We start from the raw sequence: 24,089 nt of genomic DNA, 5'->3' as shown, positions 1-24,089 counted from the left end.
CCTCCAAAATCAGGAGGAGACATCCATGGAAATCAAGACACTGGCGGCCACCCTGGCCGTCGCACTGGCCACCGGCGCCTGCACCACCTCGACCCGCGTCGTCGCGCCCACATCGGCCGCCGAAGTAGGCGAGTTCCGCGCCGGCACCGGTTATCTCAAGGGCTATCTCGCACCTGCCGAGTTGCCCGACAGCCTCGCCCTGCTGTCAGCCCCGCCCGCCGCGGACTCGCCGGCCTACGCGGCCGATACCGCGACCTTCCGCAACCTCACCAAGCTGCAAGGCACGCCACGCGGAGCGATGGCCGTGCAGGACGCGAATCTGCATTTCCCTGAAGCCGCGTCAGTCTTCTCATGCGCCCTGGGCGTACAGATTTCCGAGCAGGCCACGCCCAACCTCAACATGCTGCTGCGCCGCACGCTGACCGACACCGGCCTGTCCACCTACAAGGCCAAGGACAAGTACGTGCGAACGCGGCCCTTCGTCGTCTACAAGACCGCGAGCTGCACGCCCAAGGAAGAAGCCTTCCTCGCCAAGGATGGCTCCTATCCGTCAGGCCATTCGGCCGCGGGCTGGGGCTGGGCGCTGGTGCTGGCCGAACTCGCGCCGGACCGCGCGGACGCCATCCTGCAACGTGGCCGCGCCTTCTCGCAAAGCCGCGCCATCTGCGGCGTTCACTGGCAGAGCGATGTCGAAGCCGGCCGGCTGGTCGGCTCCGCAACGGTCGCGCGCCTGCACGCCAACCCAGTGTTCAACGCGCAGATGGCCGCGGCCCGCGACGAGATTGCCAAGGCCCGAGCAGCCGGTGCGCCGCAGTCGGCTGCGTGCGCCACCGAGGCCGCGACGATTGCGGGCTCGGCCGCTACGGCGCCCTAGTCCACAACGCGTTGACTGCGGGCAGAAGGTGTGAAGATTTCGTAGCGAGGGCGCCGAGGTCGGGTCTGCGGCGCGGAACCGCACTCTCGTGCGGTGAGCACCGCAGGCCCGAGATCGGTGGCCGCAGTAGAAAGTTTCACACCTTCTGCGCGTTGGCGGCGTGAATACCCCAGCGCGCCAGCGCCTTGTCGTCGGCCACGCGCGCATCCACCCAACGGGCGCCTTCGGGCGTCTGTTCCTTTTTCCAGAACGGCGCCTGGGTCTTGAGGTAGTCCATCAGGAACTCGCAGGCCTCGAAGCTCGAGCCGCGGTGCGCCGAGACCACCGCCACCATCATGATCTGGTCCAGCGGCTGCAACAGCCCCACGCGGTGCACCACGCGCGCGCCGAGGATGTCGAATCGACGCCCAGCCTCATCGATCATGGCCTCGATCGCCTTCTCGGTCATGCCCGGGTAGTGCTCCAGCTCCATCGAGGCCACGGCCGATCCGTCACTCCGGTCACGCACCGTCCCGATGAAACTGCAGACCGCGCCCACGCGCATGTCATTGCCGCGCAGCGCGGCGACCTCGGCGGCGAGGTCGAAATCATGGGTCTGGATCGAAACGCGTGACGGCTGGCTCATGGGCAAATTGTGGCACTTGCACCAGGCGTCGTAGTACATTGCAGCCCTATGTCTTCCTGGCTCCCGCACTTCCCATCGCCTTCGCACGAAGGCCTGGACGTCGCACGCCTGGGCGGCAAAGCCAAAAAACCAAAGCTCGTCTGACCGGAGCTGCGGTTCCGTCGTCGGATGAGCGACGGAACCTGCAAGGAGCCTCCCGGCCCCACGTGTGTTGATGTGCGCGCACCCGACGATGGTTCATTCCATCGGTCGATTCCTGGAAGGAAATTGCGTGTCCATCAACTCTTCAACCACTCCCGATTTTTCCGGCCTCTGGGTGCCGCTCGTCACGCCTTTCGCGGGCGATGCCGTCGACCAGGCGGCGCTGCGTGCGCTGGTGCAACGCCTGGCGACCGCAGGCATCGCCGGCACCGTGGTCTGTGGCTCGACCGGCGAGGCCGCGGCGCTAGACCAGGCCGAGCAACTGGCCGCGCTCGCCACCGTTGCGGAAAGCGCGCCGGGCCTGCCGCGCATCATGGGGATCTCCGGATATCACCTTGGCCAGACGCTCGCCTGGGTACAGCGCCTCGGCCGCGAAAAGTTGGCCGGCTTGCTGGTGCCGCCGCCGCACTACATCCGCCCCTCGCAACAAGGCCTCGTCCATTGGTTCACCGCCATTGCCGACGCGAGCACGGCGCCGGTGCTGGTCTACGACATCCCCTACCGCACGGGCGCGACGCTGGAACGCGACACCTTCCTCACCCTCGCCGCGCACCCCAACATCGTGGCCGTCAAGGACTGCGGCGGCGATGCCGACAAGACGCGCGCGATCATCACCGACGGCCGCCTGCAGTGCTGGCCGGTGAAGACACGCAGATCTTCAGCACGGTGGCAGAAGGCGGCGTGGGTGCGATCGCGGCCAGCGGTCATCTGCAGACCGGGCGATTCGTCGAGGTGATCCGCTTGCTGCGCGAAGGCCGGCTCGCCGAGGCGCGAGCGCAATGGCAACCGCTGCTGCCGCTCATCGAACTGATGTTCGCCGAACCCAACCCGGCACCGGTCAAGGCCGCGCTCGCCCTGGATGGCCTCATGAGCGAAGCGCTCCGCCCGCCGATGACTGCCGCATCCGAGTCCATGCGTGTTCGCCTCCATGCAATGCTCGGCCAGCTTGCGTAGCATCGAAGCCCCAACCTTGCGGAGACAACGACACCATGCCCGACCACAACGATGCAGCCTTGTTCCAGCAGATGCGCGACGAACTCTTCGTCGCCGCCGTCGGAGACGTGCTGGACACCATGGGCTACCAGCGCCAGTTCCTGCCGGCCGGCATCATGCCGCTGGACAAGGCCATGCGCATCATCGGTCGTGCCATGCCGGTGCTGGAGGCCGACGTCATCAACGATGGCAGCAAGTCGAAGGGGCCGCTCTCCGGCAAGCCCTTCGGCCTGATGCTGGAGGCGCTGGACGACCTGCAGCCCGGCGAGATCTACATCGCCACCGGCGCCTCGCTCCTCTACGCGTTGTGGGGCGGCCTGATGTCCACGCGCGCCCAGCACCTCAAGGCCGCCGGCGCCATCCTCGACGGCTACGTGCGCGATGCCAACGAGATCGAGAGCCTCGGCTTCACCGTGTTCTGCCGCGGCACCTACGCGCAGGACCAGGGCGTGCGCGGCCAGGTCATCGACTACCGCTGCATCATCGAGATCGATGGCGTTCGCATCGCCCCCGGCGACCTGCTGTTCGGCGATCGCGAGGGCGTCATCGTCATCCCGCGCGCGGTCGAGGCGGAAGCGATCGCCAAGGCGCTGGAGAAGGTGCGCACCGAGAACAAGGTGGCCGATGCGATCAAGGGTGGCATGAGTGCCTGCAAGGCGTTGGAGACCTTCGGAGTGATGTGACCCGGCCGGCGCGGGGCGCAGGGCGAGCAATGCCTGTTCGTGGGCACCCGCGGAGCTGACTTTGCCGGGCCGCTGTGTGCGTCCCCTCGATGGGCTGCGGACCGCGCCAGTGCAGGGTTGGACGGACCCGCAAGAGCAGCCGCCTCTGGCGGCCGCACCGGTGCCGAAGGCGCATTCGGGGTTAGGTTGATGTCAGCCGCCCGTCACCGGCGGAAAGAACGCGACCTCGCCGCCGTCTTTCAAGGCGACAGTCTCGGCGCACATCAACTGGTCCAGCGCCATGCGAACCGCCTTGCCACGCGCCAGCGCGTTCGCATAGGGCTCGCCGCGTGCGATCAGTTCGTCGCGCAGCGCAGCCAGCGTCGGCGCATCCGTCTCGACCGACTCATTGCCCCGGCCCAATGCCTCGCGCACCGAGGCGAAATAACGCACGCTGATCCGCATCACGCCAACAACGAAGCAAAGGAAATGAACTGCACCATGTCGCCCGCCTTGAACGGCTGGCCCGCTGGCGTGTCGATGACGCCGTCGCCCCACACTGCGGAGGTGAGCACGCCCGAACTCTGGTTGCCAAACACGTCGAGGCCGCCCTGCGCATTGCGACGCGCGCGCAGGAACTCGCGACGCTTGTCCGCACGCGGCCAGTCGAAGTCCGCACGCATGGCGACAGGCTGCGGCGCAACTCGCGCCGCCCCTTGCAGCGTCAACAGGAACGGCCGCACCAGCAGCAGGAACGTGAGGAAGCTGGACACCGGATTGCCTGGCAGCCCCGTCACATGGGCCTTGCCGATCCGCCCATAGGCAAAGGGCTTGCCCGGCTTCATCGACAGTGACCACAGCTGCAACTCGCCCAACGCCTGCACTGCCGCCTTGATGTGGTCTTCCTCACCCACCGAAACGCCGCCGGTCGTGATGATCAAGTCATTGCTTTCGGCCGCGCGGCGCAGGGCGTCGATGGTCGCCTCGCGGTTGTCCGGGACGATGCCCAGGTCGTTCACCTCGCAGCCCAGCCGATGCAGCAGGGCGCGCATGAAGAAGCGATTGGAGTTGTAGATCGCACCGGGCTTCATCGCCTCGGGCGCCACTTCGCCGGGCATCACGAGTTCATCGCCGGTGGACAGCAGCGCCACGCGCGGACGCTTCGCCACCAGCAGCCGGTCCATGCCCACGCTCGCCGCCAGGCCCAGCGCGGCCGGCGACAGGCGCTCGCCACGCGACAGCACGACATCCCCGCTGGCCACGTCCTCGCCCGCACGGCGGATCCATTGGCCTGGCGCCGGAACCAGGTCGATTCGCACGCGGCCGAGCGAGCCCTCTTGGGCAATGGCAGTCGTGTCTTCCTGCATCACCACCGCATCGGCCCCCGCGGGGATCTGCGCACCCGTGAAGATACGCGCCGCGGAACCCGCCCCCAGCGGCACGCCGACGGTGCCGGCGGGGATGCGCTGCGCCACCGACAACTCCACACCGGCCGTGGCGCAATCGGCGGCCCGCACCGCGTAGCCGTCCATCGAACTGTTGTCGCGCGGTGGCACCGTGAGCCCCGACACCACGTCCTGCGCCAGTACGCGGCCATCGGACTCGAAGGTCGACACGCTCTCGCTGCCCAAGACGGGCGTCGCCTTCGCCAGCAAGGTGGCAAGCGCCTCGTCGAGCGGCATCAATGGGGGGCGTTTGGGGGCGGCGGTTTCAGACATCGTGAGGAGCTTTGTATTCGAAGCGCGAACCGCTGTCGATCAGCCACTGCCCGATGGCCTCGGGGTCATTGAGGTCGAACACCGGCAGTCGGGTGGGCGCCGGCAAGCCGGCCGGCGTATCGGTGGCGATGGCCGTCACGAACTCGTCCGCGACGTAGCGCGCGGGCCGCGGCGGCTCGTCCGGCGTCGTCGCACGCCAGACTTCGATCTTCAGCAGGTCGCTGTGCTTGAAGCCCTCGACCAGCACCCAGTCGACGCTTTCATCGAGTTCAGCGATGAGCTGATGCACCGACATCTGCGCCGACTGCTCGAACTCGCGCATCAGCGCCAGTCGCCTATCCGACGCCACCACCACCTCGAAGGCGCCCGCTTCCCGATGGCGCCAGGTGTCCTTGCCGGGATGGTCAATGTCGAACTTGTGGTGCGCGTGCTTTACCACGGACACGCGCAGCCCGTGCAAGCGAAGCACCGGAATCAGTTGCTCGACCAGCGTGGTCTTGCCCGCGCCGGAATAGCCTGCGAAGCCGATGACCTTCATGCGAACCCGGCGCCACGGCAAAGCCGCGCAACGCCCCCGTCAATCACAGTGCGCGGCAATGAAAGCCTTGACTGCGCCTGCATCCGCCGGCAAAGAGGTCACGCGCTTGGGCAAGTCCTCGATACCGATGAATCGCTTCGGACGATCGGGCTCGTGGCCCAGCGCCTCGACGATGGTTTCGGCGAACTTGATCGGCAGCGCGGTTTCCAGCACGACCATCGGCACGCCCGGCGCGAGATGCTCGCGCGCGGCCTTGAGGCCATCGGCCGTGTGCGTGTCGATCAGCGTGGCAAAGCGCTTGTCGGTGTCGCGGATGGTGGTGAGCCGATCAGCGTGAGTGCTGCGGCTGCTGCGGAAACCAAAGCGTTCGGCAGCCTGCTTGAACGCGGGATCGTTGCTCAGGTCGAAGCGCCCGCTCTTGCCCAGTTCAACCTCGAATAGGCCGCGCAGCTTGGCGCCATCGCGCCCGACCAGGTCGAACACGAAGCGCTCGAAATTGCTGGCCTTGCTGATGTCCATCGATGGGCTCGAGGTCTCATGCGTATCGGCGGCCGAGCGCACGCGATAGACGCCGGTGCGGAAGAATTCGTCGAGCACGTCGTTCTCGTTCGTCGCCACAACGAGCGTATGAATCGGCAGGCCCATCATGCGCGCCACATGGCCCGCGCAGACGTTGCCGAAGTTGCCCGAGGGCACGGTGAAGCTCACCGGTTTGTCGTTGCTCGCCGTGGCCTGGAAGTAGCCGGCGAAGTAATAGACGACCTGCGCCAGCAGCCGCGCCCAATTGATCGAGTTGACCGTGCCGATCTTGTACTTGCGCTTGAAGTCCAGGTCGTTCGACACCGCCTTCACGATGTCCTGGCAATCGTCGAACACCCCGGCGATCGCGAGGTTGTGGATGTTCGCGTCCTGCAGGCTGAACATCTGCGCCTGCTGGAACGGGCTCATGCGGCCTTCCGGCGAGGTCATGAACACGCGCACGCCATGCTTGCCGCGCATCGCGTACTCGGCTGCGCTGCCCGTGTCGCCGCTGGTCGCGCCGAGGATGTTCAGCTCTTCGCCACGGCGCGCCAGTTCGTACTCGAACAGGTTGCCGAGCAACTGCATCGCCATGTCCTTGAATGCCAGCGTCGGGCCGTTCGACAGCGCCTCCAGGTACACGCCGTCTTCCAGTTCGCGCAGCGGCACGATCTCGTCGGTGCCGAAGACTTCCGCCGTATACGTCTTCGCGCAGATCGCCTTCAGATCGGAGGCAGGGATGTCGTCGATGTAGAGCGAGAGGACTTCGAATGCAAGCTCGTGATACGGCAGGTTACGCCACTTCGCCAGCGTCGCGATATCCACCTGCGGATAGCGCTCCGGCAGGTAGAGCCCGCCATCGGGCGCGAGGCCTTCGAGCAGGATGTCGCAGAACTTGCGCGGCGTCGTGTCGCCGCGGGTCGAGAGATAGCGCATCAGCTCAGCTCTTCCTTGCGAATCCGCACGATCGGCGCGAGCACCGTCGGCAGCGCCTGCAGTTCCGCGAGCGCATCATCGACCGTGCCTTCAAGCGTGTCATGCGTCAGGATGATCAGATCGGTCTGGGTCGAGCCTTCACCGCCCACTTCATCGGCCTCGCGCTGCAGCACCGCATCGATGCTGATGCCGGCGTTGGCCAGCAGACCCGTCACCTTGGCCAGCACGCCAGCCTCGTCGGCCACGCGCAAGCGCAGGTAGTAGCTGGTCACCACCTCGCGCATCGGCAACACGTCGAGGTGATCATTCATCGCGTTCGGATGGAAGGCCAGATGCGGCACGCGCTGCGCCGAGTCGGCCGTGTGCAGGCGCGTGATGTCGACGAGGTCGGCGATCACCGCGCTCGCGGTCGGCTCGCTCCCTGCACCCTTGCCGTAGTAAAGCGTCGTGCCGACCGCATCGCCATGCACGACCACCGCATTCATCGCGCCTTCGACATTCGCCAGCAGCCGCTTGGCCGGCACCAGGCTCGGATGCACGCGCAACTCGATGCCATTCTTCGCACGCTTCGTCACGCCCAGCAGCTTGATGCGGTAGCCGAGTTGCTCCGCGTACTTGATGTCCTGTGCCGCGAGCTTGGTGATGCCCTCGACGTGCGCCTTGCTGAACTGCACCGGAATGCCGAACGCGATCGCGCTCATCAGCGTGACCTTGTGCGCGGCATCCACCCCTTCGATGTCGAAGGTCGGATCGGCTTCGGCATAGCCCAGGCGTTGCGCTTCCTTCAGCACGGTGCCGAAGTCCAACCCCTTGTCGCGCATCTCGGACAGGATGAAGTTGGTCGTACCGTTGATGATCCCGGCAATCCACTGGATGCTGTTGGCTGTCAGGCCTTCGCGCAGTGCCTTGATGATCGGAATGCCACCGGCCACCGCCGCCTCAAAAGCGACCATCACGCCCTTCTTCTGCGCGGCTTCGAAAATCTCGGTGCCATGAACGGCCAGCAGCGCCTTGTTGGCGGTGACCACATGTTTGCCCGCAGCAATGGCTTCCATCACGAGTTGCTTCGCGATGCCGTAGCCGCCGATGAGTTCGATGACGATGTCGATGTCGGGATTCGCGATCACTGCACGCGCATCGCTCACCACCTGTACGCCTTCGCCAACGGCCGCCTTGGCGCGTTCCGTGTCGAGGTCCGCGACCATCGTGATCTCGATGCCGCGACCCGCGCGGCGCTTGATCTCCTCCTGGTTGCGCTTGAGCACGTTGAAGGTGCCGCTGCCGACGGTGCCGATGCCCAGAAGGCCGACCTGGATGGGTTTCATGGATTCAGTCATTTCGATTGCGATAGCGCTCAAGGAATCGGGCGATGCGGTTCACCGCCTCGCGAAGGTCTTCTTCATGCGGCAGGAACACGATGCGGAAGTGGTCCGGCGTGGCCCAGTTGAAACCAGTGCCCTGCACCAGCATCACCTTGGTTTCCTTCAGCAGTTCGAGGAAGAACTGGCGGTCGTCCTCGATCGGATAGATCTTCGGGTCGAGCTTGGGAAACATGTAGAGCGCGGCCACCGGCTTCACACAGGTCACACCCGGGATGGCGGTGATCAGCTCGTAGGCCAAGTCACGCTGGCGGCGCAACCGTCCGCCCTCGCCGACAAGGTCATTGATGCTCTGGTAACCGCCCAGCGCCGTCTGGATCGCCCACTGCCCCGGCACATTCGCGCACAGGCGCATGTTCGAGAGCATGTTCAGACCCTCGATGTAGTCTGCCGCGCGCTTCTTGTCGCCCGACACTACCAGCCACCCCGCGCGATAGCCGCAAGAGCGATAGCTCTTCGACAGCGAGTTGAAAGTCAGCGTGACCACGTCGCTGCTGAGGCTCGCGATGGCCGTGTGCTTCACGCCGTCGTACAGCACCTTGTCGTAGACCTCGTCCGCGAAGATCACCAAGCCGAACTCGCGCGCGATGGCAATGATGCCCTTGAGCAAATCCACCGAATACAGTGCCCCCGTCGGGTTGTTCGGGTTGATCACCACGATGCCCTTGGTGCGCGGCGTGATCTTGGAGCGGATGTCGTCAAGGCTCGGCATCCAGCCGTTAGCCTCGTCGCAGATGTAGTGCACCGGCTTGCCGCCCGACAGGCTGGAAACCGCTGTCCACAGCGGATAGTCCGGCGCCGGCAGCAGCAGCTCATCGCCATCGTTCAACAGCGCGTTGGTCGCCATCGCGATCAGTTCGCTGGCCCCGTTGCCCAGGTAGATGTCATCGAGCGTGACGCCGGCAATGCCCTGCTTCTGCGTCTCGTGCATCACCGCCTTGCGCGCCGCGAAGATGCCCTTGCTGTCAGAGTACCCCGCCGATCCCGGCAGGTTGCGGATCATGTCCTGCTGCACCTCTTCAGGTGCGTCGAAGCCGAATATCGCGAGATTCCCGATATTGAGCTTGATGATTTTTTGACCCTCTTCCTCCATCTGCTTCGCGGCATCCATGATCGGGCCACGGATGTCGTAAAGCACATTGGCGAGCTTGGTCGATTTCTTGAGCGTTTTCAAAGGCCCTCCCGGGCGGCTTGACACTGGGGAAAACCTATAATTTGACCACAGTTCCGCACCCCCTCTGATGAAGCTCCAGCCCGACAAATCCGACGCCCAAACCATCACAGCACACGGCCCGGGCTGGGTCGCCATCAACAACGAGAAGGTCGAGCACAGCGTCGTGGTCGGCTCGCGTGGCGAGCGCTTTGCCTGGGACTGCGAACGGTTCGAGGACTTGAATTCCTCGCATTTCGCGCAATTTGCATCACTGGGCGCCGAACTGGTGATTTTCGGCAGCGGTGTGCGTATTCGCTTTCCCCGGCCGCAATGGCTGCAGCCGTTGATGGCCCTGCGCACAGGGGTGGAAACGATGGACACGGCGGCGGCTTGCCGTACCTACAACATCCTCGCGGGTGAGGGGCGCCACGTGCTGGCGGCGCTACTCATCGAGACCCCTGCCGCGGGCGACTGAGGCATTTCGGGGTAAAATCATGGGTTGCGAAAAGGCTGGCGGACGCTCACCCGCGGGCACCGAAAGCCGTCCCCGGTGGCTTTCGGTAAGCAACGGCCAATCTTCCCTCGGGAACCATAACGGAGAAAACAAGTTTCATGGCGATCGTTGTCAACAAACCCATTCCCGAATTCGAATCCAACGCGACCGGTGGCATCAAGGTATCGAACACGTCTCACCTCGGCCATGTGCTGGTGATGTATTTCTACCCCAAGGACAACACGCCCGGTTGTACCACCGAAGCGATGCAGTTCCGCGACCGCTACAAGGACTTCGTGAAGGCCGGCGCCACGGTGTTCGGCGTATCGCGCGACAACATGAAGTCGCACGATGAATTCAAGGCCAAGCTTGAACTCCCGTTCGAACTCATCGCCGACACGGAAGAAAAGATGTGCCACATGTTCGGCGTGGTCAAGAACAAGATCATGTACGGCAAGAAGGTCAAGGGCATCGAGCGCAGCACCTTCCTGATCGGCGCCGATGGCATCCTCAAGGCCGAATGGCGCGGCCTCAAGGTGCCGGGTCATGTCGACGACGTGCTGAAGGAAGTCAAGGCGCTCAAGAAGGCCGCTTGAAACGACTTGTTTCATTCGCACCATGTGCAAGACTGACGTGGTAAGGGGGCGTGTATAGTGGTCTCATGCTGTTGATCGCAACAACCGCGTTCCCTCAAAAAAGCCGCCCGGCTCGCCAGGCGGCTTTTTTGCTTACTGGTTCCCTTCTTTTTGCGAGCACCCCACTCCATGCCCCTGCCCCCCGCCCCCACGAAGCGCGCCGCCCTTCTGTCGCCCGACGCGCTTGACGCGCCGGCGCATTCGTCTTCCAAACCCTCGCGCCGCAGCAGCGGCAGCCGTCATGCGGAGAATTCGCGTGGCGTGGCGCCGCAGCCGCTGGAATTGTTCGACACCCGGGCGAGTGAAGCCGGTGGCGCAGCGCCGGACGCGGTGATGCACCAGGTCGAAACCAAGCCGCGCCCGCAACCCGCGCCGGAACATGTCGTGGAACACGTGCCCGAACCGGTGCAGGCGCGCACCGAGCGCGAGCCTGCGCCTGTCGCGGCACCCACGCCGGTCGCCCGCCCCAAGGCTGTCACACAGGAAAGCCGCCCGCGCCGTGCCAAGTCGAACGGCCCGGCCAAGCTTTTCGTACTGGACACCAACGTGTTGCTGCACGACCCGATGTGCCTGTTCCGCTTCGAGGAACACGACATCTACCTGCCGATGATCGTTCTGGAAGAACTCGACGGCCACAAGAAGGGCACGACCGAAGTCGCGCGCAACGGCCGCCAGACCAGCCGCACGCTCGATGCGCTGGCCGGCGCCAAGGGGGCCGACATGGCCAAGGGCCTGCGCCTCGACACCACCGGCCACACCGGCGCCGGTGGCAAGCTCTTCTTCCAGACCGAGGTGATGGACTTCTCGTTGCCGAGCAGCCTGCCGCAGGGCAAGGCCGACAACCAGATTCTCGGCGTGGTGCATGCACTGCGCGACCTGTATTCGAAGGACCGTCCCGGCCATCCGAAGCAGGAAGTGGTGCTGGTGTCGAAGGACATCAACATGCGCGTCAAGGCGCGCGCGCTGGGCCTGGCCGCCGACGACTACCAGAACGACAAGACGCTGGAAGACGGCGACCTGCTCTACTCGGGCTCGCTGGCATTGCCACCCGACTTCTGGACGCGCCAGAGCAAGACCGTCGAGAGCTGGCAGAGCGGCAGCACGACCTTCTACCGCATCACCGGCCCGATCGTCCCCAACCTCTACATCAACCAGTTCGTCTTCTTCGAGGCGCCCGGCGAGCCGAGCATGTACGCCCGCGTCACCGAGATCCGCGACAAGACCGCGGTGCTCAAGACGCTGAAGGATTACAGCTCGGCCAAGAATGCCGTCTGGGGCGTGTCGACCAAGAACCGCGAACAGAACTTCGCGATGAACGTGCTGATGGACCCGGAGATCGACTTCGTGACGCTCACCGGCACGGCAGGCACCGGCAAGACGCTGATGGCCTTGGCCTCGGGCCTGACGCAGGTGCTCGACGACCGCCGCTACACCGAGATCATCATGACCCGCGCCACCGTGAGCGTCGGCGAGGACATCGGTTTCCTGCCCGGCACCGAGGAAGAAAAGATGGGCCCGTGGATGGGCGCGCTGGACGACAACCTCGAGTTCCTAGCCAAGGGCGACGGCGGCAGCGCCGGCGAGTGGGGCCGCGCCGCGACCAACGAACTGATCCGCTCGCGCATCAAGATCAAGAGCATGAATTTCATGCGCGGCCGCACCTTCCTCAACAAGTACGTGATCGTCGACGAGGCGCAGAACCTGACGCCCAAGCAGATGAAGACGCTGATCACGCGCGCCGGCCCCGGCACCAAGATCATCTGCATGGGCAACCTCGCGCAGATCGATACGCCCTACCTGACGGAAGGGTCTTCCGGCCTGACCTTCGCCGTCGACAAGTTCAAGGGCTGGCCGCACGGCGGGCACATCACGCTGGCGCGCGGCGAACGCTCGCGGCTGGCGGACTTTGCCAGCGAAGTGCTCTGAAATTCGGCATCGGACGGCCGAACGCAAAAGGACAGCAAGGAGCGCAAAGGTCGCAAAGGTCGCAAAGGTCGCAAAGGTCGCAAAGGTCGCAAAGGTCGCAAAGGTCGCAGAAGAGTTCAAAATTTTCTTCGGGATTCCTTTGCGACTCTTGCGTGCTTTTCGACCTCTGCGTTCGGGTCCCGCACCCGCCTCCATGCCCCGCAATCGCCCGCTCGCCGCTCCCGGCGCAGCGGGCTTTTTTGCGTCCAAGTGACAGGCTACTGACAATACGCTGTCAGCAGCACCCTCGCACCATCGAGGCTCCCTTCCAACGAAAGAGAGTTCGACATGAGCAACGCCGTCAACTGGTTCGAGATTCCCGTCACCGACATGGACCGCGCACAGCGCTTCTACGAGACCGTGCTCGGTCGCACCTTGAAGCGCCAGGACTTCGGCAGCGAGCAACTGGCCGTGTTTCCGTACGATGCACCCTCGACCGGTGGCTGCCTGCAACTCGGCGCCAACGCGAGTGCATCACCAGGTAGCGGCATCCGCATCTACCTCGACTGCATGCCCAGCATCGATGCCGCACTCGCCCGCATCGAAGGCGCCGGCGGCCGGATCGTCTCGCCGAAGTTCGAACTGCCGCAGGGCATCGGCTTCATCGCCCACATGCGCGATACCGAAGGCAACGAAGTCGGCCTTCACGCCACGGCCTGAACACCATGGCCATGCCCCGAAACTGGATCGCCATCGCCAGCGCGGAGCACGCGCGGATCGGCCGCGACCATCGGCCGATGGGCTTCATGCAGGTCGGCCATGGCAAGGGCGCACCGCTCAAGCGGATCACACCCGGTGACCGCGTCGCCTACTACTCGCCGGCCACGGTGTTCGGCGGCACTGACAAGTTGCAAAGCTTTGTGTCGATCGGCGTGGTGCAGCCGGGCGAGCCCTACACCGCGGAGATGGGCAACGGCTTCGTGCCATGGCGTCGCGACGTCAGATATGCGAAGTCAGCGGAGGCGCCGATCGCGCCGCTCATCGAGGCCTTCGATTTCGTCGAGGACCCGAAGCGCTGGGGCGCCAAGTTCCGCTTCGGGCTGTTCGAGGTCAACGCGCACGACATGCGGCTGATTGCCGATGTGATGAAGGCCGACGTGAAGTCGCTTGAGCTCTGAGATACGAGATGGCCAAGACACGCAAGCGCTGGCAAGACCGTCTCGCAAGCTACCCGCATCTGCCGAATGTGAAGCCCATCCCCGACGCGATGCGCGCGCGCCGCGGCGGCGGCACGATCGCCACGCCCTCCCCCCAGGAGGTCGAGGCGGCGATGCGCGGTGTGCCCGAAGGTCGGCTGGCCACCGTGTTCGGCATTGGCGAAGACATCGCGGCGCGGCACCAGGCCACGATCGGCTGCACGGTGACGACCGCGATCTTTGCGCACATGGGTCGCGCATGCCGTCGAGGAAGTGCACGGGACGACACCCTGGTGGCGGACGCTGAAGATCGGCGGCGAACTCAACCCCAAGTATCCCGGCGGCATCGAGGCGCAGATGCGCAAGCTCGAGGCGGAAGGCCACACCGTCGTGCAGCGCGGCAAGCGCTACTTCGTCGAAGACTACGCGCGGCGGCTCATCTGATGCGTCGTGCCGACCGCCTGTTCCAGATCGTGCAGCTCATTCGCGGGCGCCGGCTGACCACGGCCGCATTCCTGGCGCAGAGGCTCGAGGTTTCGGAGCGAACGGTCTACCGTGACGTGGCGGACCTGCAGCACCAGGGCGTGCCCATCGAAGGCGAAGCAGGCGTGGGCTATCGGTTCGGCGCAGGCTTCGAGTTGCCGCCGTTGATGTTCACGCAGGACGAAGCCAGTGCGCTGGTGGCGGCTGCGCGCCTCGCGCAAAGCTGGGTCGACGCGGCGATGGCGCGCGACATCGAAAGCGCGCTCGGCAAAATCCTGTCGGTGCTACCGCCCGCTGCGCGCATATCTGCCGAAGCCATCGCGCTGTATGCGCCAGCGCTGGCGCTCGACGACGCCACGCGATCGCGCTTGCAAACGCTGCGTGAAGCCGTGCATTCGCGGCAGAAGCTGCACCTGGTCTACCGCGACCTGAACGACGCGCCGAGCGAGCGCACGGTGCGGCCGCTGGGCTGCTTCTATTGGGGCAAGGTCTGGACGCTGTCGGCCTGGTGCGAGATGCGCAACGACTTCCGCGGGTTCCGGGTCGATCGCATCGACAAAATCGAGACGCTGGGGCAACGCTTCCGCGACGAGCCCGGCAAGACCTTGGCCGATTTCATACGCAAGGTGCGCGCGGAACATATCAAGGCGAGTTGAACGCAACGTTCGGCAAAGCCCAGCATTGCCCCGACGACAGCCATCGCATCTACTCTGGCCGCTCAGCCTAGAATAAGCAGTTGGATGCGCCCGAGTGCGCCGCGATCGGCGTGCCAGGCAAGGCGCGAGAACGCGGTGGGCTCATGCCCGCAAGGCCGAGCAACGCCGCATGGCACGTCGAGCGCGGTGCAATCGGGTGCATAGCGCTCTCACCCCGGCGGCGAACGTGATCGAAGGCGGAAGTTTCAGGCTCCATGCTGCTTTTCCAAAGGTTGAGCGCGGTCAACTGCTTTTTCTAGGCTCAGTGCAGGCGTCGAACGAAAGCACTCGGGAAATCGCGATCGACGTAAAGACTCAGGAAGCGTCGTGCGCGCGTGATGCCCACATAGAACAGGTTTTCCTCCTCAAGTGGCGTCCCGGAAGGGCACGGAAACTCACCCTGCCGCAGGTAGGGAAGCGCCACATGCTCGAACTCAAGACCTTTGACCGATTCCACCAAGCCCAATACCACCCGTGTCGTTGAGGCAGGTAAGCCGCGCAACCTGGCCTCCGATTCGTTCAAGTGCATGAAAAAATCTGCTGGCGTCGAGAAGCGATCGGACAACTGCAACAACCCTCTCAAGTTGCCCTGCACCTCCTCGCGACGCCCGCTCTCCACGAATGCAGCAATCGCGAGAAGATCGAGGCGCAGCGCCTCGATGACCCGGGCCAGCAACTGAGGCCCCGCCTCCATCCGGGCGATTCGCACAGCCTCTCGAAGGCGCTTGGCCACAGTCGGGTCTACGCCCTTGAGCACGTGGTTTTCAAAGATGTCGCGCAGGATCAACTTGTTGTCGGCGGCTGCATCGACGACCTGTTTCAGCTGTTCGCGTTGCGACAAGTGATCACAATTCTGGAGTTGAAGGCGCACATCGCAGAACAACACGAACGCCTCCACAACCTTGCGCCGGGTCTGCGGAACATCGATGCTCTCGAACCGATCGGTCGCTACGGCCAACAGTCCGCGGATCAGAAGTATCTCCGGCCGCATGAGGTAGCTGTCCAAGCCGGGTGCAAAAACGTACGGAATATTGGCGGCAAGCAAAGCATTCTCCAACGCGACAGATTGCGATGGATGCCGCAGCAGCACGGCAAATCCGGAGAGCTTCTCGCGCGAAGAGCGCCATTTCAAAATGGCCTGCACGACCTGGCGTTCGCAACTGTCTGCGTCATCGCCCGCATAGGAAAGTGTCGTCACATGGGTGGCATGCGCACTTGCCGAAACGCATGGCTTCGCCTTGAAACGCGACACGGCCTTGGCCAAGGTAGCGTCAAATCGGAAGCTCGACGTCAGCGTGTAGCGCGTGATCCTCCGTGTTCCCCGGCGCTGGATTTCGCCCTGCATGAACTTCGAGTCAGCGCCAGCAGCTGAATAGATCACCTGGTCGACGTCGCCCACCCCGCAGAAGAAGCAATTGGCATCCAGCAAGCGCGTGAGGATCAGACTCATGGCTTGGTTCATGTCATGCATCTCGTCGACGAGCAGCACGCGCACTCGCGCGGGCCACGCGCCGAGATTGCGGGGCAGCTCATCCTTCAGGATGAGGGTGGCAAGATCGTAGGTCGCATCGAACGCGCCCCGGAAAGTCGGGTAGTCGCGATGCCAGGGCTGCCGACTCCGCTCGTAGGCCTTGAACAAGCGCAGGTGCATGTAGCTGCAGCCCAACGAGTCGGCCAGATCTTGCGTGGCGGGCTGGTCGTCCGCATCCGCCGCCAAAAGCATCCGTCCCTTCAAATTGTGGTTTGCGCGCAGGAAAGACTCGACGGCCGAGTTGTCCCCAAGCGATGGAATCTCGAAGTCCTGGCGTCCCCGCTCTCGCTGTTCGTGCGCGACTGCCTCGATAGCGGCCCACACAATCTCCTTCAACGACTCCGCCGTCGGCCTGATCGGGACCACTCCACCGTCAAGCTCGGCAAGCACCGCCCGAGCAAACGACTCGAAAGTTTCAATGCGAAATTGCCGGACAACTTGACTCGGAACACCGATCTTTCCCAATGCGGCACCCAGTGCGTCACGAGCCGCAACCGTATAGGTCAGCGCCAGGCAGTTTGCCGGTGGAACACCGCGCGACCACGACTCCGCCAGTCGCAGGGCGATGGTCGTTGTCTTTGCGGCACCTGCGTTGGCCTCGACAAGGATGGTGTTGTCGACGGCCGTCTGTATCGCCAGCTGTTCCAGGGTCGGTGCAATGTTCTTGGGAACGAATCGGGCGGGCCTGGTGTCATCGTGCTGAGGTGCTACAGGCATGCTCAAAAATCATGCCCGCCGTACCCGGCGAGATTCTCGAACTTGGTCAGCGGCTTCAGGAAGGACAGCTTCACCGTGCCGGTCGGACCATTCCGATGCTTGCTGATGATCACTTCCGCCACGCCGGGCTCCTTCGACTCCTTGTTGTAGTAGTCGTCGCGGTAGATGAACATGATCAAGTCCGCGTCCTGCTCGATGGCGCCGGATTCGCGCAAGTCGCTCATCATGGGGCGCTTGTCGGTGCGGCTTTCCACGCCCCGGCTGAGCTGCGACAGCGCAATCACCGGGCACTTGAGTTCCTTGGCCAGCATCTTCAGGCCACGCGAGATTTCGCCCACGGCCGTGGCGCGGTTCTCGTCGTTCATCGAACTCGACACGCTCATCAATTGCAGGTAGTCGACCACGATCAGGCCGAGCTTGCCGTACTGGCGCGCAAGGCGACGCGAGTTGGCGCGCAGTTCGCTCGTCGTCAGGCCGGGCGTCTCGTCGATGTGCAGCGAGATCGTGCGCAGCTTCTCGATGGCTTCGGTCAGGCGCGGCCATTCTTCATCCGTGAGCTTGCCGGTGCGCAAGTGCCCCTGGTCGATGCGGCCGATGGAGCCGACGATCCGCACCGCCAATTGCGAGGCGCCCATTTCCATCGAGAACACGGCCACCGGCAGGCCTTCGTTGAGCGCCACGTGCTCGGCGATGTTGATTGCGAGCGAGGTCTTGCCCATCGACGGACGCGCCGCCAGCACGATCATGTCGCCAGGCTGCAGGCCAGAGGTCATCTTGTCGAACTCGTCGAAGCCGGTGCGGATGCCGGTGATGTCGTTCGGGTTGTCGGCCATCTCGGTCACGCGGTCGAGCAGTTCGACCACCAACGAGTCCATGCTCTGGAAGCCCTGCTTGCCGCGCGTGCCCTCTTCCCCGATGTGGAAGATCTTCTGCTCGGCCTCGTCGAGGATCTTGTCGACCGACTTGCCTTGCGTGTTGAAGGCGTTGGTGGCGATCTCGTCGGCGGCGCTCACCAGCTTGCGCAGGATCGAGCGCTCGCGAACGATCTCGGCATAGCGCCGGATGTTGCTTGCGCTGGGCACGTATTGCGCGAGCGAGTTGAGGTAGGCCAGCCCGCCCATCTCGTCGGCCTTGCCCAGGCTCTGCAGATTCTCGAACACCGTGATCACGTCGGCAGGCTTGCTGCCGTTGATCAGAGTGCTGATTGCCGTGTAGATCAGCTTGTGTTCGTAGCGATAGAAGTTGCCCTCTTCGAGCAGGTCGGCCACCCGGTCCCAGGCGCCGTTGTCGAGCAGGAGGCCGCCGAGCACGCTCGACTCGGCTTCGATCGAGTGGGGCGGGATGCGCAGTTGTGCGACCTGGCGATCGTCCGACGCGTCATTGTCGGCATAGGAGAAAACGGCGGACATGGAATTCCTTGCAACCCGACATGCTACGGCGCACGGCAGGTTGCGTCATGGGATAACGCTGTGGATAAGCAGTGGGATTGCGGTGCAGCGACAAGGACAACTTGGGCAGCGCAAAGCAAAGGCCGCCCGAAGGCGGCCTCTTGCAGATAAATCAGTGCAAGGCCGCCAGAGCAGCCCTGCGAGTGCGAAAGGCTTAAGCCGTTTCGCCGTAGACGGTCACGGTGATGTCGACCACCACGTCGGTGTGCAGCGCGACGCTCACGGTGCTGTCGCCAACGACCTTGATCGGGCCGTTGGGCATGCGCACTTGCGACTTCACAACCTTGTAGCCTTGCTTGTTCAGTTCGTCAGCGATGTCGTGGTTGGTGACGGAGCCGAACAGGCGGCCGTCGACACCAGCCTTTTGCGTCAGCTTGATGGTCGTGCCCCCGAGCTTTTCGCCCTGGGCTTGCGATTCGGCCAGCTTGCCGGCCGCAGCCTTTTCGAGTTCGGCGCGCTTGGCGGCGAATTCGGCCTTGTTGGCTTCGGTGGCGCGGCGGGCACGGCCCGACGGGATCAGGAAGTTGCGGGCGTAGCCGTCCTTGACCTTGACGATGTCGCCGAGGGCGCCGACGTTGACGACCTTGTCCAGAAGAATGATTTGCATGGTGTCTGGCTCCTTAGACGCGGTGCTGGTCGCTGTACGGCACCATGGCCAGGAAGCGTGCGCGCTTGATGGCGGTGTTGAGCTGGCGCTGGTAGATCGCGCGCGTGCCGGTCAGGCGTGCGGGGATGATCTTGCCGTTCTCGCTGATGAAGTCGCGCAGCGTGTCGATGTCCTTGTAGTCGATCTCTTCGACGCCAGCGACGGTGAAGCGGCAGAAGCGCTTGCGCTTGAACAGCAGCGACTGGGTGTTGCGCTTCGGGCGCTTGTCTTTATTGAATTTCTTGAACGTGGCCATGGTTGGACCTCTGAAAAATTAATCTTGCTGAAAATCCTGGATGTGCAGAACCGGATGCTTGCCGTTGCCCGGAGTTGCGAGAAAGCCTTGGAACAACCAGAGACTTCCCATCGCCTGCCTTGCGAGTCGCTCGGCAATCGCGCCGAACGCCACGGCCTTGAGGGCCGCTTTCACCTGCCTGGGTTTTCCGGCCTCTTCGACAGTCGACTCGTGTTCGAGCTTCAGGTCGATGGCGGGCAATCCGGCAGGCGTGTATCGCAGGGATCCGAGTTCGGCGACGCAGGCAGTCAGGCGGACCTGGTTGGCTGCGGCAGCCTTCACGCCATCAGTTGTTGTTGGCGGCAGCGTATTCGGCCTGTTGAGCCTTGCGGGCTTCTTCGCGCTCGACCGTCTTCATCATCGACGAAGGACCGGTGTCGGCCTTCTTCTTCTGGACGGTGAGGTGGCGCAGCACGGCGTCGTTGAACTTGAACGCGTGTTCCAGTTCAGCCATCACAGCTTGCTCAGCTTCGATGTTCACGCACAGGTAGTGAGCCTTGTTGAGCTTGTTGATCTGGTAGGCCAGTTGGCGACGGCCCCAGTCTTCAACGCGGTGGATCTTGCCGCCGCCGGCCGTGATCAGGCCCTTGTAACGCTCCAGCATGGCCGGAACTTGCTCGCTCTGATCCGGGTGGATCAGCAAAATGATTTCATAGTGACGCATGGCGCTCCTTATGGGTCTTCCCTGAGGAAGGGGTTAAGCCACCCGCAGCGTCGAGCGCGGTGTGGCAAGGCAAAGCCGATGATTATAGCCCGGTTTCTGGCCCCAAGGCTTCAGAACGTCAGGCGCCGAGTGCGCGGTCGAGTTCCGCAGCCTTGTCCGGGCGCCCGGCCACGCGGATCCCAGCGGGGGCCAATGCGAATTGGCCCCCGCTGCTCTCGCCTTTGACTGCCCTCGCGGCGCACCGAAGTCCGACACCAAACGGACTACAAGTTGCAAATTGACGCACGCAGAGCAGCACAGCCGCTTCGCTGTCTCTGTCTATTTGCATGGCGCGAGAGCAACACGGGGCGCGCTCGGATCGCTTGGCGCGCCTGCGCCTATCAGCGCGCCGAGAGCTGCTTCCAGGTCTCGATCACGCTGTCGGGATTCAGCGAGATCGATTCGATGCCCTGCTCCGCCAGCCACAATGCAAAGTCCGGATGGTCGCTGGGGCCCTGGCCGCAGATGCCGACGTACTTGCCCTGCGACTTGCAGGCCTTGATGGCGCGGCTCAGCATCGCCTTGACGGCCGGGTCGCGTTCGTCGAAGTCGGCGGCGAGCAGTTCGAGGCCCGAATCACGGTCCAGACCCAGGGTGAGCTGGGTCAGGTCGTTGGAGCCGATCGAGAAGCCGTCGAAGAACTGCAGGAACTCGTCGGCCAGGATGGCGTTGCTCGGCACCTCGCACATCATGATGATCTTGAGTTCGTTTTCGCCGCGCTTGAGGCCTTCGGCAGCCAGCAGGCCGGTGACGCGCTCGGCCTGGCCCAGGGTGCGCACGAAGGGCACCATGATCTGCACGTTGGTCAGGCCCATTTCGTTGCGCACACGCCGCAGCGCCTCGCATTCCATGAGGAAGGCCTCGCGGAATTCATCGCTCACGTAGCGCGCGGCGCCGCGGAAGCCCAGCATCGGGTTCTCTTCTTCCGGCTCGTAGCGCGACCCGCCGATGAGCTTGCGGTATTCGTTCGACTTGAAGTCCGACAGGCGCACGATCACCGGCTTGGGCCAGAAGGCCGCGCCGATGGTGGCGATGCCTTCGGCCACCTTGTCGACGTAGAAGGCGCGCGGCGAGGCATGGCCGCGGGCCACCGACTCGACGGCCTTCTTCAGGTCCACGTCGACGTTCGGATAGTCGAGGATGGCCTTCGGATGCACGCCGATGTTGTTGTTGATGATGAACTCGAGGCGGGCCAGGCCCACGCCGTGGTTGGGCAATTGCGCAAAGTCGAAAGCCAGCTGCGGATTGCCAACGTTCATCATGATCTTGAGGTCGATCGGCGGCATCTCGCCGCGCGTGACCTCGGTCACTTCCGTCTCGAGCAGGCCGTCGTAGATGAAGCCGGTGTCGCCCTCGGCGCAGCTCACCGTGACCAGCGTGCCTTCCTTGAGCAGCTCGGTCGCGTCGCCGCAGCCGACCACGGCCGGGATGCCGAGTTCACGCGCGATGATGGCCGCGTGGCAGGTGCGTCCACCGCGGTTGGTGACGATGGCGGAGGCGCGCTTCATCACCGGTTCCCAGTTGGGGTCGGTCATGTCGGTGACGAGGATGTCGCCGGCCTGCACCTTGTCCATCTCGCTGATGTTGTGCACCAGGCGCACGGGGCCGGTGCCGATCTTCTGGCCGATGGCGCGGCCTTCGGCCAGCACGGCGCCTTTGCCCAGCAGCTTGTAGCGTTGCTCGGCCTTGCCTTGCTGCTGGCTCTTCACCGTTTCGGGGCGCGCCTGCAGGATGTAGAGCAGGCCGTCGGTGCCGTCCTTGCCCCATTCGATGTCCATCGGACGGCCGTAGTGCTCCTCGATCACCAGCGCGTACTTGCCGAGTTGCTCGACGTCGGCATCGGTCAGCGAATAGCGGTTGCGCTGCTCGGTCGGCACGTCGGTGGTCTTGACCAGCTTGCCCGTCGCCTTCTTTTCCTCGGGCGTGGCGAACTCCATCTGGATCAGCTTGGAGCCGAGGTTGCGGCGGATCACTGAGCGCTTGCCGGCCTTGAGCATGGGCTTGTGGACGTAGAACTCGTCGGGGTTGACCGCGCCCTGCACCACCGTTTCGCCCAGGCCGTAGCTGGAGGTAATGAAGACCACGTCCTCGAAGCCCGATTCGGTGTCGATGGTGAACATCACGCCGGCGGCGCCGAGGTCGGAGCGCACCATGCGCTGCACGCCGGCCGACAGCGCCACAACGTCATGCGCGAAGCCCTTGTGCACGCGGTAGCTGATGGCACGGTCGTTGTAGAGGGAGGCGAAGACCTCCTTCATCTTGTGCAGCACGTCGTCGATGCCGACCACGTTGAGGAAGGTCTCCTGTTGGCCGGCGAAGGATGCGTCGGGCAGGTCCTCGGCCGTGGCGGACGAGCGCACGGCGAAGCTGGCTTGCGGGTTGCCGGCGCTCAAAGTGGCGAAGGCGTCCGCGATGGCCTTTTGCAGGTCTTCGGGGAAGGGTTGCGCTTCGACCATGCCGCGGATTTCCGCTCCGGCCACGGCCAGTGCGCGCACGTCTTCAGTATCAAGCGCGGCGAGGCGCTTGCTGATCTTGTCGGCCAGGCCGTCATGGGCCAGGAACTGGCGGAATGCATGGGCCGTGGTCGCGAAGCCGGTGGGCACGCGCACGCCCTGCGGCAGTTGCGAAATCATCTCGCCGAGACTGGCGTTCTTGCCGCCGACCGACTCGACGTCGGTCATTCTCAGGTTCTCAAACGGAACGACCAGGGCGGTCGCTTCAAAGAGGTCAGACATAGGAAAGCTCCGGAAGTTAAAACCTTTGGGCCATGCCGACGGCGGCGCACGATCGTTGTCGTTGCTTGGGGTGCGTTCGCGGAAAGCATGGGAAGAAAAACAGGACGCGGGGCTTGGATCCCCATAATTGGCCCGAATTGTAGGCGCCGCTACGTTCTTGCGCGCCACAACCCTAGGCGACCAAACATGCACACTCGCACGGTTTTCTTTGTTTCAGACGGCACCGGCATCACCGCAGAGACCTTCGGCAACGCCGTCCTGGCGCAGTTCGAATTGACCCCTCGGCATGTTCGACTACCTTTTACTGACACGGTGGACAAGGCCCACCAGGCCGTCAGGCGCATCAATCACACAGCCGAAATCGAGGGGCAGCGGCCCATCGTCTTCACGACCCTCGCCAACATGGATGTGCTCGAAGTCATCGAGACCGGTTGCAAGGGCATGCTGCTCGACATGTTCGGCACCTTCGTGCGGCCGCTCGAAATCGAACTGGCGATGAAGTCAAACCACCGCATCGGTCGCTTCAGCGACGTGAGCAAGAGCAAGGAGTACGACGCGCGCATCGCGGCCATCGATTTCAGCCTGCAGCACGATGATGGCCAAAGCAACCGCGACCTCGATGGTGCCGACGTGATCCTGGTGGGCGTGAGCCGCAGCGGCAAGACGCCGACCTCGCTGTATCTTGCGATGCAGCACGGCCTGAAGGCGGCGAACTATCCGCTGATACCGGAGGACTTCGACCGCCGCCAATTGCCACCGGCGCTGCTGCCGCACAAGAAGAAGATTTTCGGACTCACGATCCAGGCCGAGCGGCTGGCCCAGATCCGCAACGAGCGGCGGCCCAACTCGCGCTACGCGAGCATCGAGAACTGCCGGCACGAGATTTCGGAGGCCGAGGCGATGATGCGGCGGGCTGGCATCCGGTGGCTGTCGACGACCACCAAGTCGATCGAGGAGATTGCGACGACGATCCTGCAGGAGTTGCGACCGGAGCGGCTGACCTACTGAG

Annotated in this window: 25 protein-coding genes and 1 pseudogene; 11 read left to right on the top strand and 15 right to left on the bottom strand. The window is 64.1% G+C overall.

The window, feature by feature from the left end:
- Positions 1 to 25: 25 nt before the first annotated feature.
- Positions 26 to 874, top strand: coding sequence for an acid phosphatase (locus WKW82_RS25120; protein ID WP_340345108.1), 849 nt, complete (start codon positions 26 to 28; stop codon positions 872 to 874).
- Positions 875 to 1,010: 136 nt separating this feature from the next.
- Here the strand turns inward: WKW82_RS25120 and WKW82_RS25115 are convergent, their stop codons facing one another.
- A complete protein-coding gene (locus WKW82_RS25115; protein WP_340345107.1) occupies positions 1,011 to 1,499 on the bottom strand; it encodes a molybdenum cofactor biosynthesis protein MoaE in 489 nt (162 codons plus the stop codon).
- 271 nt (positions 1,500 to 1,770) lie between these two features.
- Between WKW82_RS25115 and dapA the strand changes: the two are divergent.
- Positions 1,771 to 2,654 (top strand): annotated as a pseudogene (gene dapA, locus WKW82_RS25110) (4-hydroxy-tetrahydrodipicolinate synthase).
- A 35-nt stretch (positions 2,655 to 2,689) separates the two neighbouring features.
- On the top strand, positions 2,690 to 3,376 hold the full coding sequence (locus tag WKW82_RS25105) for an RraA family protein (protein WP_340345105.1): 687 nt from the start codon (positions 2,690 to 2,692) through the stop codon (positions 3,374 to 3,376).
- Between the two features lie 192 nt (positions 3,377 to 3,568).
- On the opposite strand, the gene WKW82_RS25100 is transcribed toward WKW82_RS25105, so the two are convergent.
- The 6 genes from WKW82_RS25100 to WKW82_RS25075 are packed head-to-tail and all read right to left on the bottom strand — an operon-like array spanning position 3,569 to position 9,619.
- Positions 3,569 to 3,820: a MoaD/ThiS family protein gene (locus tag WKW82_RS25100; RefSeq protein WP_340345201.1), complete on the bottom strand. Its 252-nt coding sequence runs from the start codon at positions 3,818 to 3,820 to the stop codon at positions 3,569 to 3,571.
- Positions 3,820 to 5,073: a molybdopterin molybdotransferase MoeA gene (locus WKW82_RS25095; RefSeq protein WP_340345104.1), complete on the bottom strand. Its 1,254-nt coding sequence runs from the start codon at positions 5,071 to 5,073 to the stop codon at positions 3,820 to 3,822. The genes WKW82_RS25100 and WKW82_RS25095 overlap by 1 nt, the downstream gene beginning before the upstream one ends.
- The gene (gene mobB / locus WKW82_RS25090) at positions 5,066 to 5,611 is read right to left on the bottom strand and encodes a molybdopterin-guanine dinucleotide biosynthesis protein B (protein ID WP_340345102.1); all 546 of its coding nucleotides are present in this window, start codon (positions 5,609 to 5,611) and stop codon (positions 5,066 to 5,068) included. Before mobB ends, WKW82_RS25095 begins: the two co-directional genes overlap by 8 nt.
- Before the next feature lie 39 nt (positions 5,612 to 5,650).
- Positions 5,651 to 7,066, bottom strand: a complete 1,416-nt coding sequence (thrC, locus tag WKW82_RS25085; protein WP_340345101.1) for a threonine synthase — start codon at positions 7,064 to 7,066, stop codon at positions 5,651 to 5,653.
- Positions 7,066 to 8,391: a homoserine dehydrogenase gene (locus tag WKW82_RS25080; protein WP_340345099.1), complete on the bottom strand. Its 1,326-nt coding sequence runs from the start codon at positions 8,389 to 8,391 to the stop codon at positions 7,066 to 7,068. The genes thrC and WKW82_RS25080 overlap by 1 nt, the downstream gene beginning before the upstream one ends.
- Positions 8,392 to 8,395: 4 nt before the next feature.
- Positions 8,396 to 9,619, bottom strand: coding sequence for a pyridoxal phosphate-dependent aminotransferase (locus WKW82_RS25075; protein WP_340345098.1), 1,224 nt, complete (start codon positions 9,617 to 9,619; stop codon positions 8,396 to 8,398).
- Between the two features lie 67 nt (positions 9,620 to 9,686).
- On the opposite strand from WKW82_RS25075, the gene WKW82_RS25070 reads away from it, so the two are divergent.
- The 5 genes from WKW82_RS25070 (at position 9,687) to WKW82_RS25050 (ending at position 13,809) form a co-directional block, all read left to right on the top strand.
- On the top strand, positions 9,687 to 10,073 hold the full coding sequence (locus WKW82_RS25070; RefSeq protein WP_340345097.1) for an Mth938-like domain-containing protein: 387 nt from the start codon (positions 9,687 to 9,689) through the stop codon (positions 10,071 to 10,073).
- 137 nt (positions 10,074 to 10,210) lie between these two features.
- Positions 10,211 to 10,687, top strand: coding sequence for a peroxiredoxin (locus WKW82_RS25065; RefSeq protein WP_213956404.1), 477 nt, complete (start codon positions 10,211 to 10,213; stop codon positions 10,685 to 10,687).
- 168 nt (positions 10,688 to 10,855) lie between these two features.
- Positions 10,856 to 12,652 carry a PhoH family protein gene (locus WKW82_RS25060; RefSeq protein ID WP_340345096.1) on the top strand — a complete coding sequence of 599 codons (1,797 nt, stop codon included), beginning with the start codon at positions 10,856 to 10,858 and terminating at the stop codon, positions 12,650 to 12,652.
- 327 nt (positions 12,653 to 12,979) lie between these two features.
- Positions 12,980 to 13,351 carry a VOC family protein gene (locus WKW82_RS25055; RefSeq protein WP_340345094.1) on the top strand — a complete coding sequence of 124 codons (372 nt, stop codon included), beginning with the start codon at positions 12,980 to 12,982 and terminating at the stop codon, positions 13,349 to 13,351.
- A gap of 5 nt (positions 13,352 to 13,356) precedes the next feature.
- Positions 13,357 to 13,809 carry an EVE domain-containing protein gene (locus WKW82_RS25050; protein ID WP_340345092.1) on the top strand — a complete coding sequence of 151 codons (453 nt, stop codon included), beginning with the start codon at positions 13,357 to 13,359 and terminating at the stop codon, positions 13,807 to 13,809.
- Between the two features lie 49 nt (positions 13,810 to 13,858).
- On the opposite strand, the gene WKW82_RS25045 is transcribed toward WKW82_RS25050, so the two are convergent.
- Entirely contained in the window at positions 13,859 to 14,077 is a 219-nt protein-coding gene (locus WKW82_RS25045; RefSeq protein ID WP_340345090.1) for a hypothetical protein, read from the bottom strand.
- Between WKW82_RS25045 and WKW82_RS25040 the strand changes: the two genes are divergently transcribed.
- The gene (locus tag WKW82_RS25040) at positions 14,068 to 14,271 is read left to right on the top strand and encodes an MGMT family protein (RefSeq protein ID WP_340345088.1); all 204 of its coding nucleotides are present in this window, start codon (positions 14,068 to 14,070) and stop codon (positions 14,269 to 14,271) included. The two genes, WKW82_RS25045 and WKW82_RS25040, sit on opposite strands and share 10 nt — an antisense overlap.
- Positions 14,271 to 14,966, top strand: a complete 696-nt coding sequence (locus WKW82_RS25035; RefSeq protein ID WP_340345086.1) for a helix-turn-helix transcriptional regulator — start codon at positions 14,271 to 14,273, stop codon at positions 14,964 to 14,966. The genes WKW82_RS25040 and WKW82_RS25035 overlap by 1 nt, the downstream gene beginning before the upstream one ends.
- Positions 14,967 to 15,267: 301 nt before the next feature.
- On the opposite strand, the gene WKW82_RS25030 is transcribed toward WKW82_RS25035, so the two are convergent.
- The 7 genes from WKW82_RS25030 to ppsA all read right to left on the bottom strand — a co-directional run bounded on the left by WKW82_RS25030 (position 15,268) and on the right by ppsA (position 23,080).
- Entirely contained in the window at positions 15,268 to 17,253 is a 1,986-nt protein-coding gene (locus WKW82_RS25030) for a UvrD-helicase domain-containing protein (RefSeq protein ID WP_340345085.1), read from the bottom strand.
- Between the two features lie 2 nt (positions 17,254 to 17,255).
- On the bottom strand, positions 17,256 to 18,662 hold the full coding sequence (dnaB, locus tag WKW82_RS25025) for a replicative DNA helicase (RefSeq protein ID WP_340345083.1): 1,407 nt from the start codon (positions 18,660 to 18,662) through the stop codon (positions 17,256 to 17,258).
- A gap of 193 nt (positions 18,663 to 18,855) precedes the next feature.
- Entirely contained in the window at positions 18,856 to 19,308 is a 453-nt protein-coding gene (rplI, locus tag WKW82_RS25020) for a 50S ribosomal protein L9 (protein ID WP_340345081.1), read from the bottom strand.
- Positions 19,309 to 19,321: 13 nt separating this feature from the next.
- Positions 19,322 to 19,603: a 30S ribosomal protein S18 gene (rpsR, locus tag WKW82_RS25015; protein WP_007830781.1), complete on the bottom strand. Its 282-nt coding sequence runs from the start codon at positions 19,601 to 19,603 to the stop codon at positions 19,322 to 19,324.
- A gap of 18 nt (positions 19,604 to 19,621) precedes the next feature.
- Positions 19,622 to 19,924: a primosomal replication protein N gene (gene priB, locus WKW82_RS25010; protein ID WP_340345079.1), complete on the bottom strand. Its 303-nt coding sequence runs from the start codon at positions 19,922 to 19,924 to the stop codon at positions 19,622 to 19,624.
- Positions 19,925 to 19,928: 4 nt separating this feature from the next.
- The gene (gene rpsF, locus WKW82_RS25005; protein ID WP_213956395.1) at positions 19,929 to 20,306 is read right to left on the bottom strand and encodes a 30S ribosomal protein S6; all 378 of its coding nucleotides are present in this window, start codon (positions 20,304 to 20,306) and stop codon (positions 19,929 to 19,931) included.
- Positions 20,307 to 20,686: 380 nt separating this feature from the next.
- The gene (gene ppsA, locus WKW82_RS25000) at positions 20,687 to 23,080 is read right to left on the bottom strand and encodes a phosphoenolpyruvate synthase (RefSeq protein ID WP_340345077.1); all 2,394 of its coding nucleotides are present in this window, start codon (positions 23,078 to 23,080) and stop codon (positions 20,687 to 20,689) included.
- Between the two features lie 186 nt (positions 23,081 to 23,266).
- Here ppsA and ppsR point away from each other — a divergent pair, with 186 nt between their 5' ends.
- Positions 23,267 to 24,088, top strand: coding sequence for a posphoenolpyruvate synthetase regulatory kinase/phosphorylase PpsR (gene ppsR / locus WKW82_RS24995; RefSeq protein WP_213956392.1), 822 nt, complete (start codon positions 23,267 to 23,269; stop codon positions 24,086 to 24,088).
- Position 24,089 lies beyond the last annotated feature (1 nt).

Origin of the sequence: Variovorax rhizosphaerae (assembly GCF_037889975.1) — a bacterium.
Taxonomy (GTDB): domain Bacteria; phylum Pseudomonadota; class Gammaproteobacteria; order Burkholderiales; family Burkholderiaceae_C; genus Variovorax; species Variovorax rhizosphaerae.
This window is presented reverse-complemented; position numbering and strand designations above follow the sequence as displayed.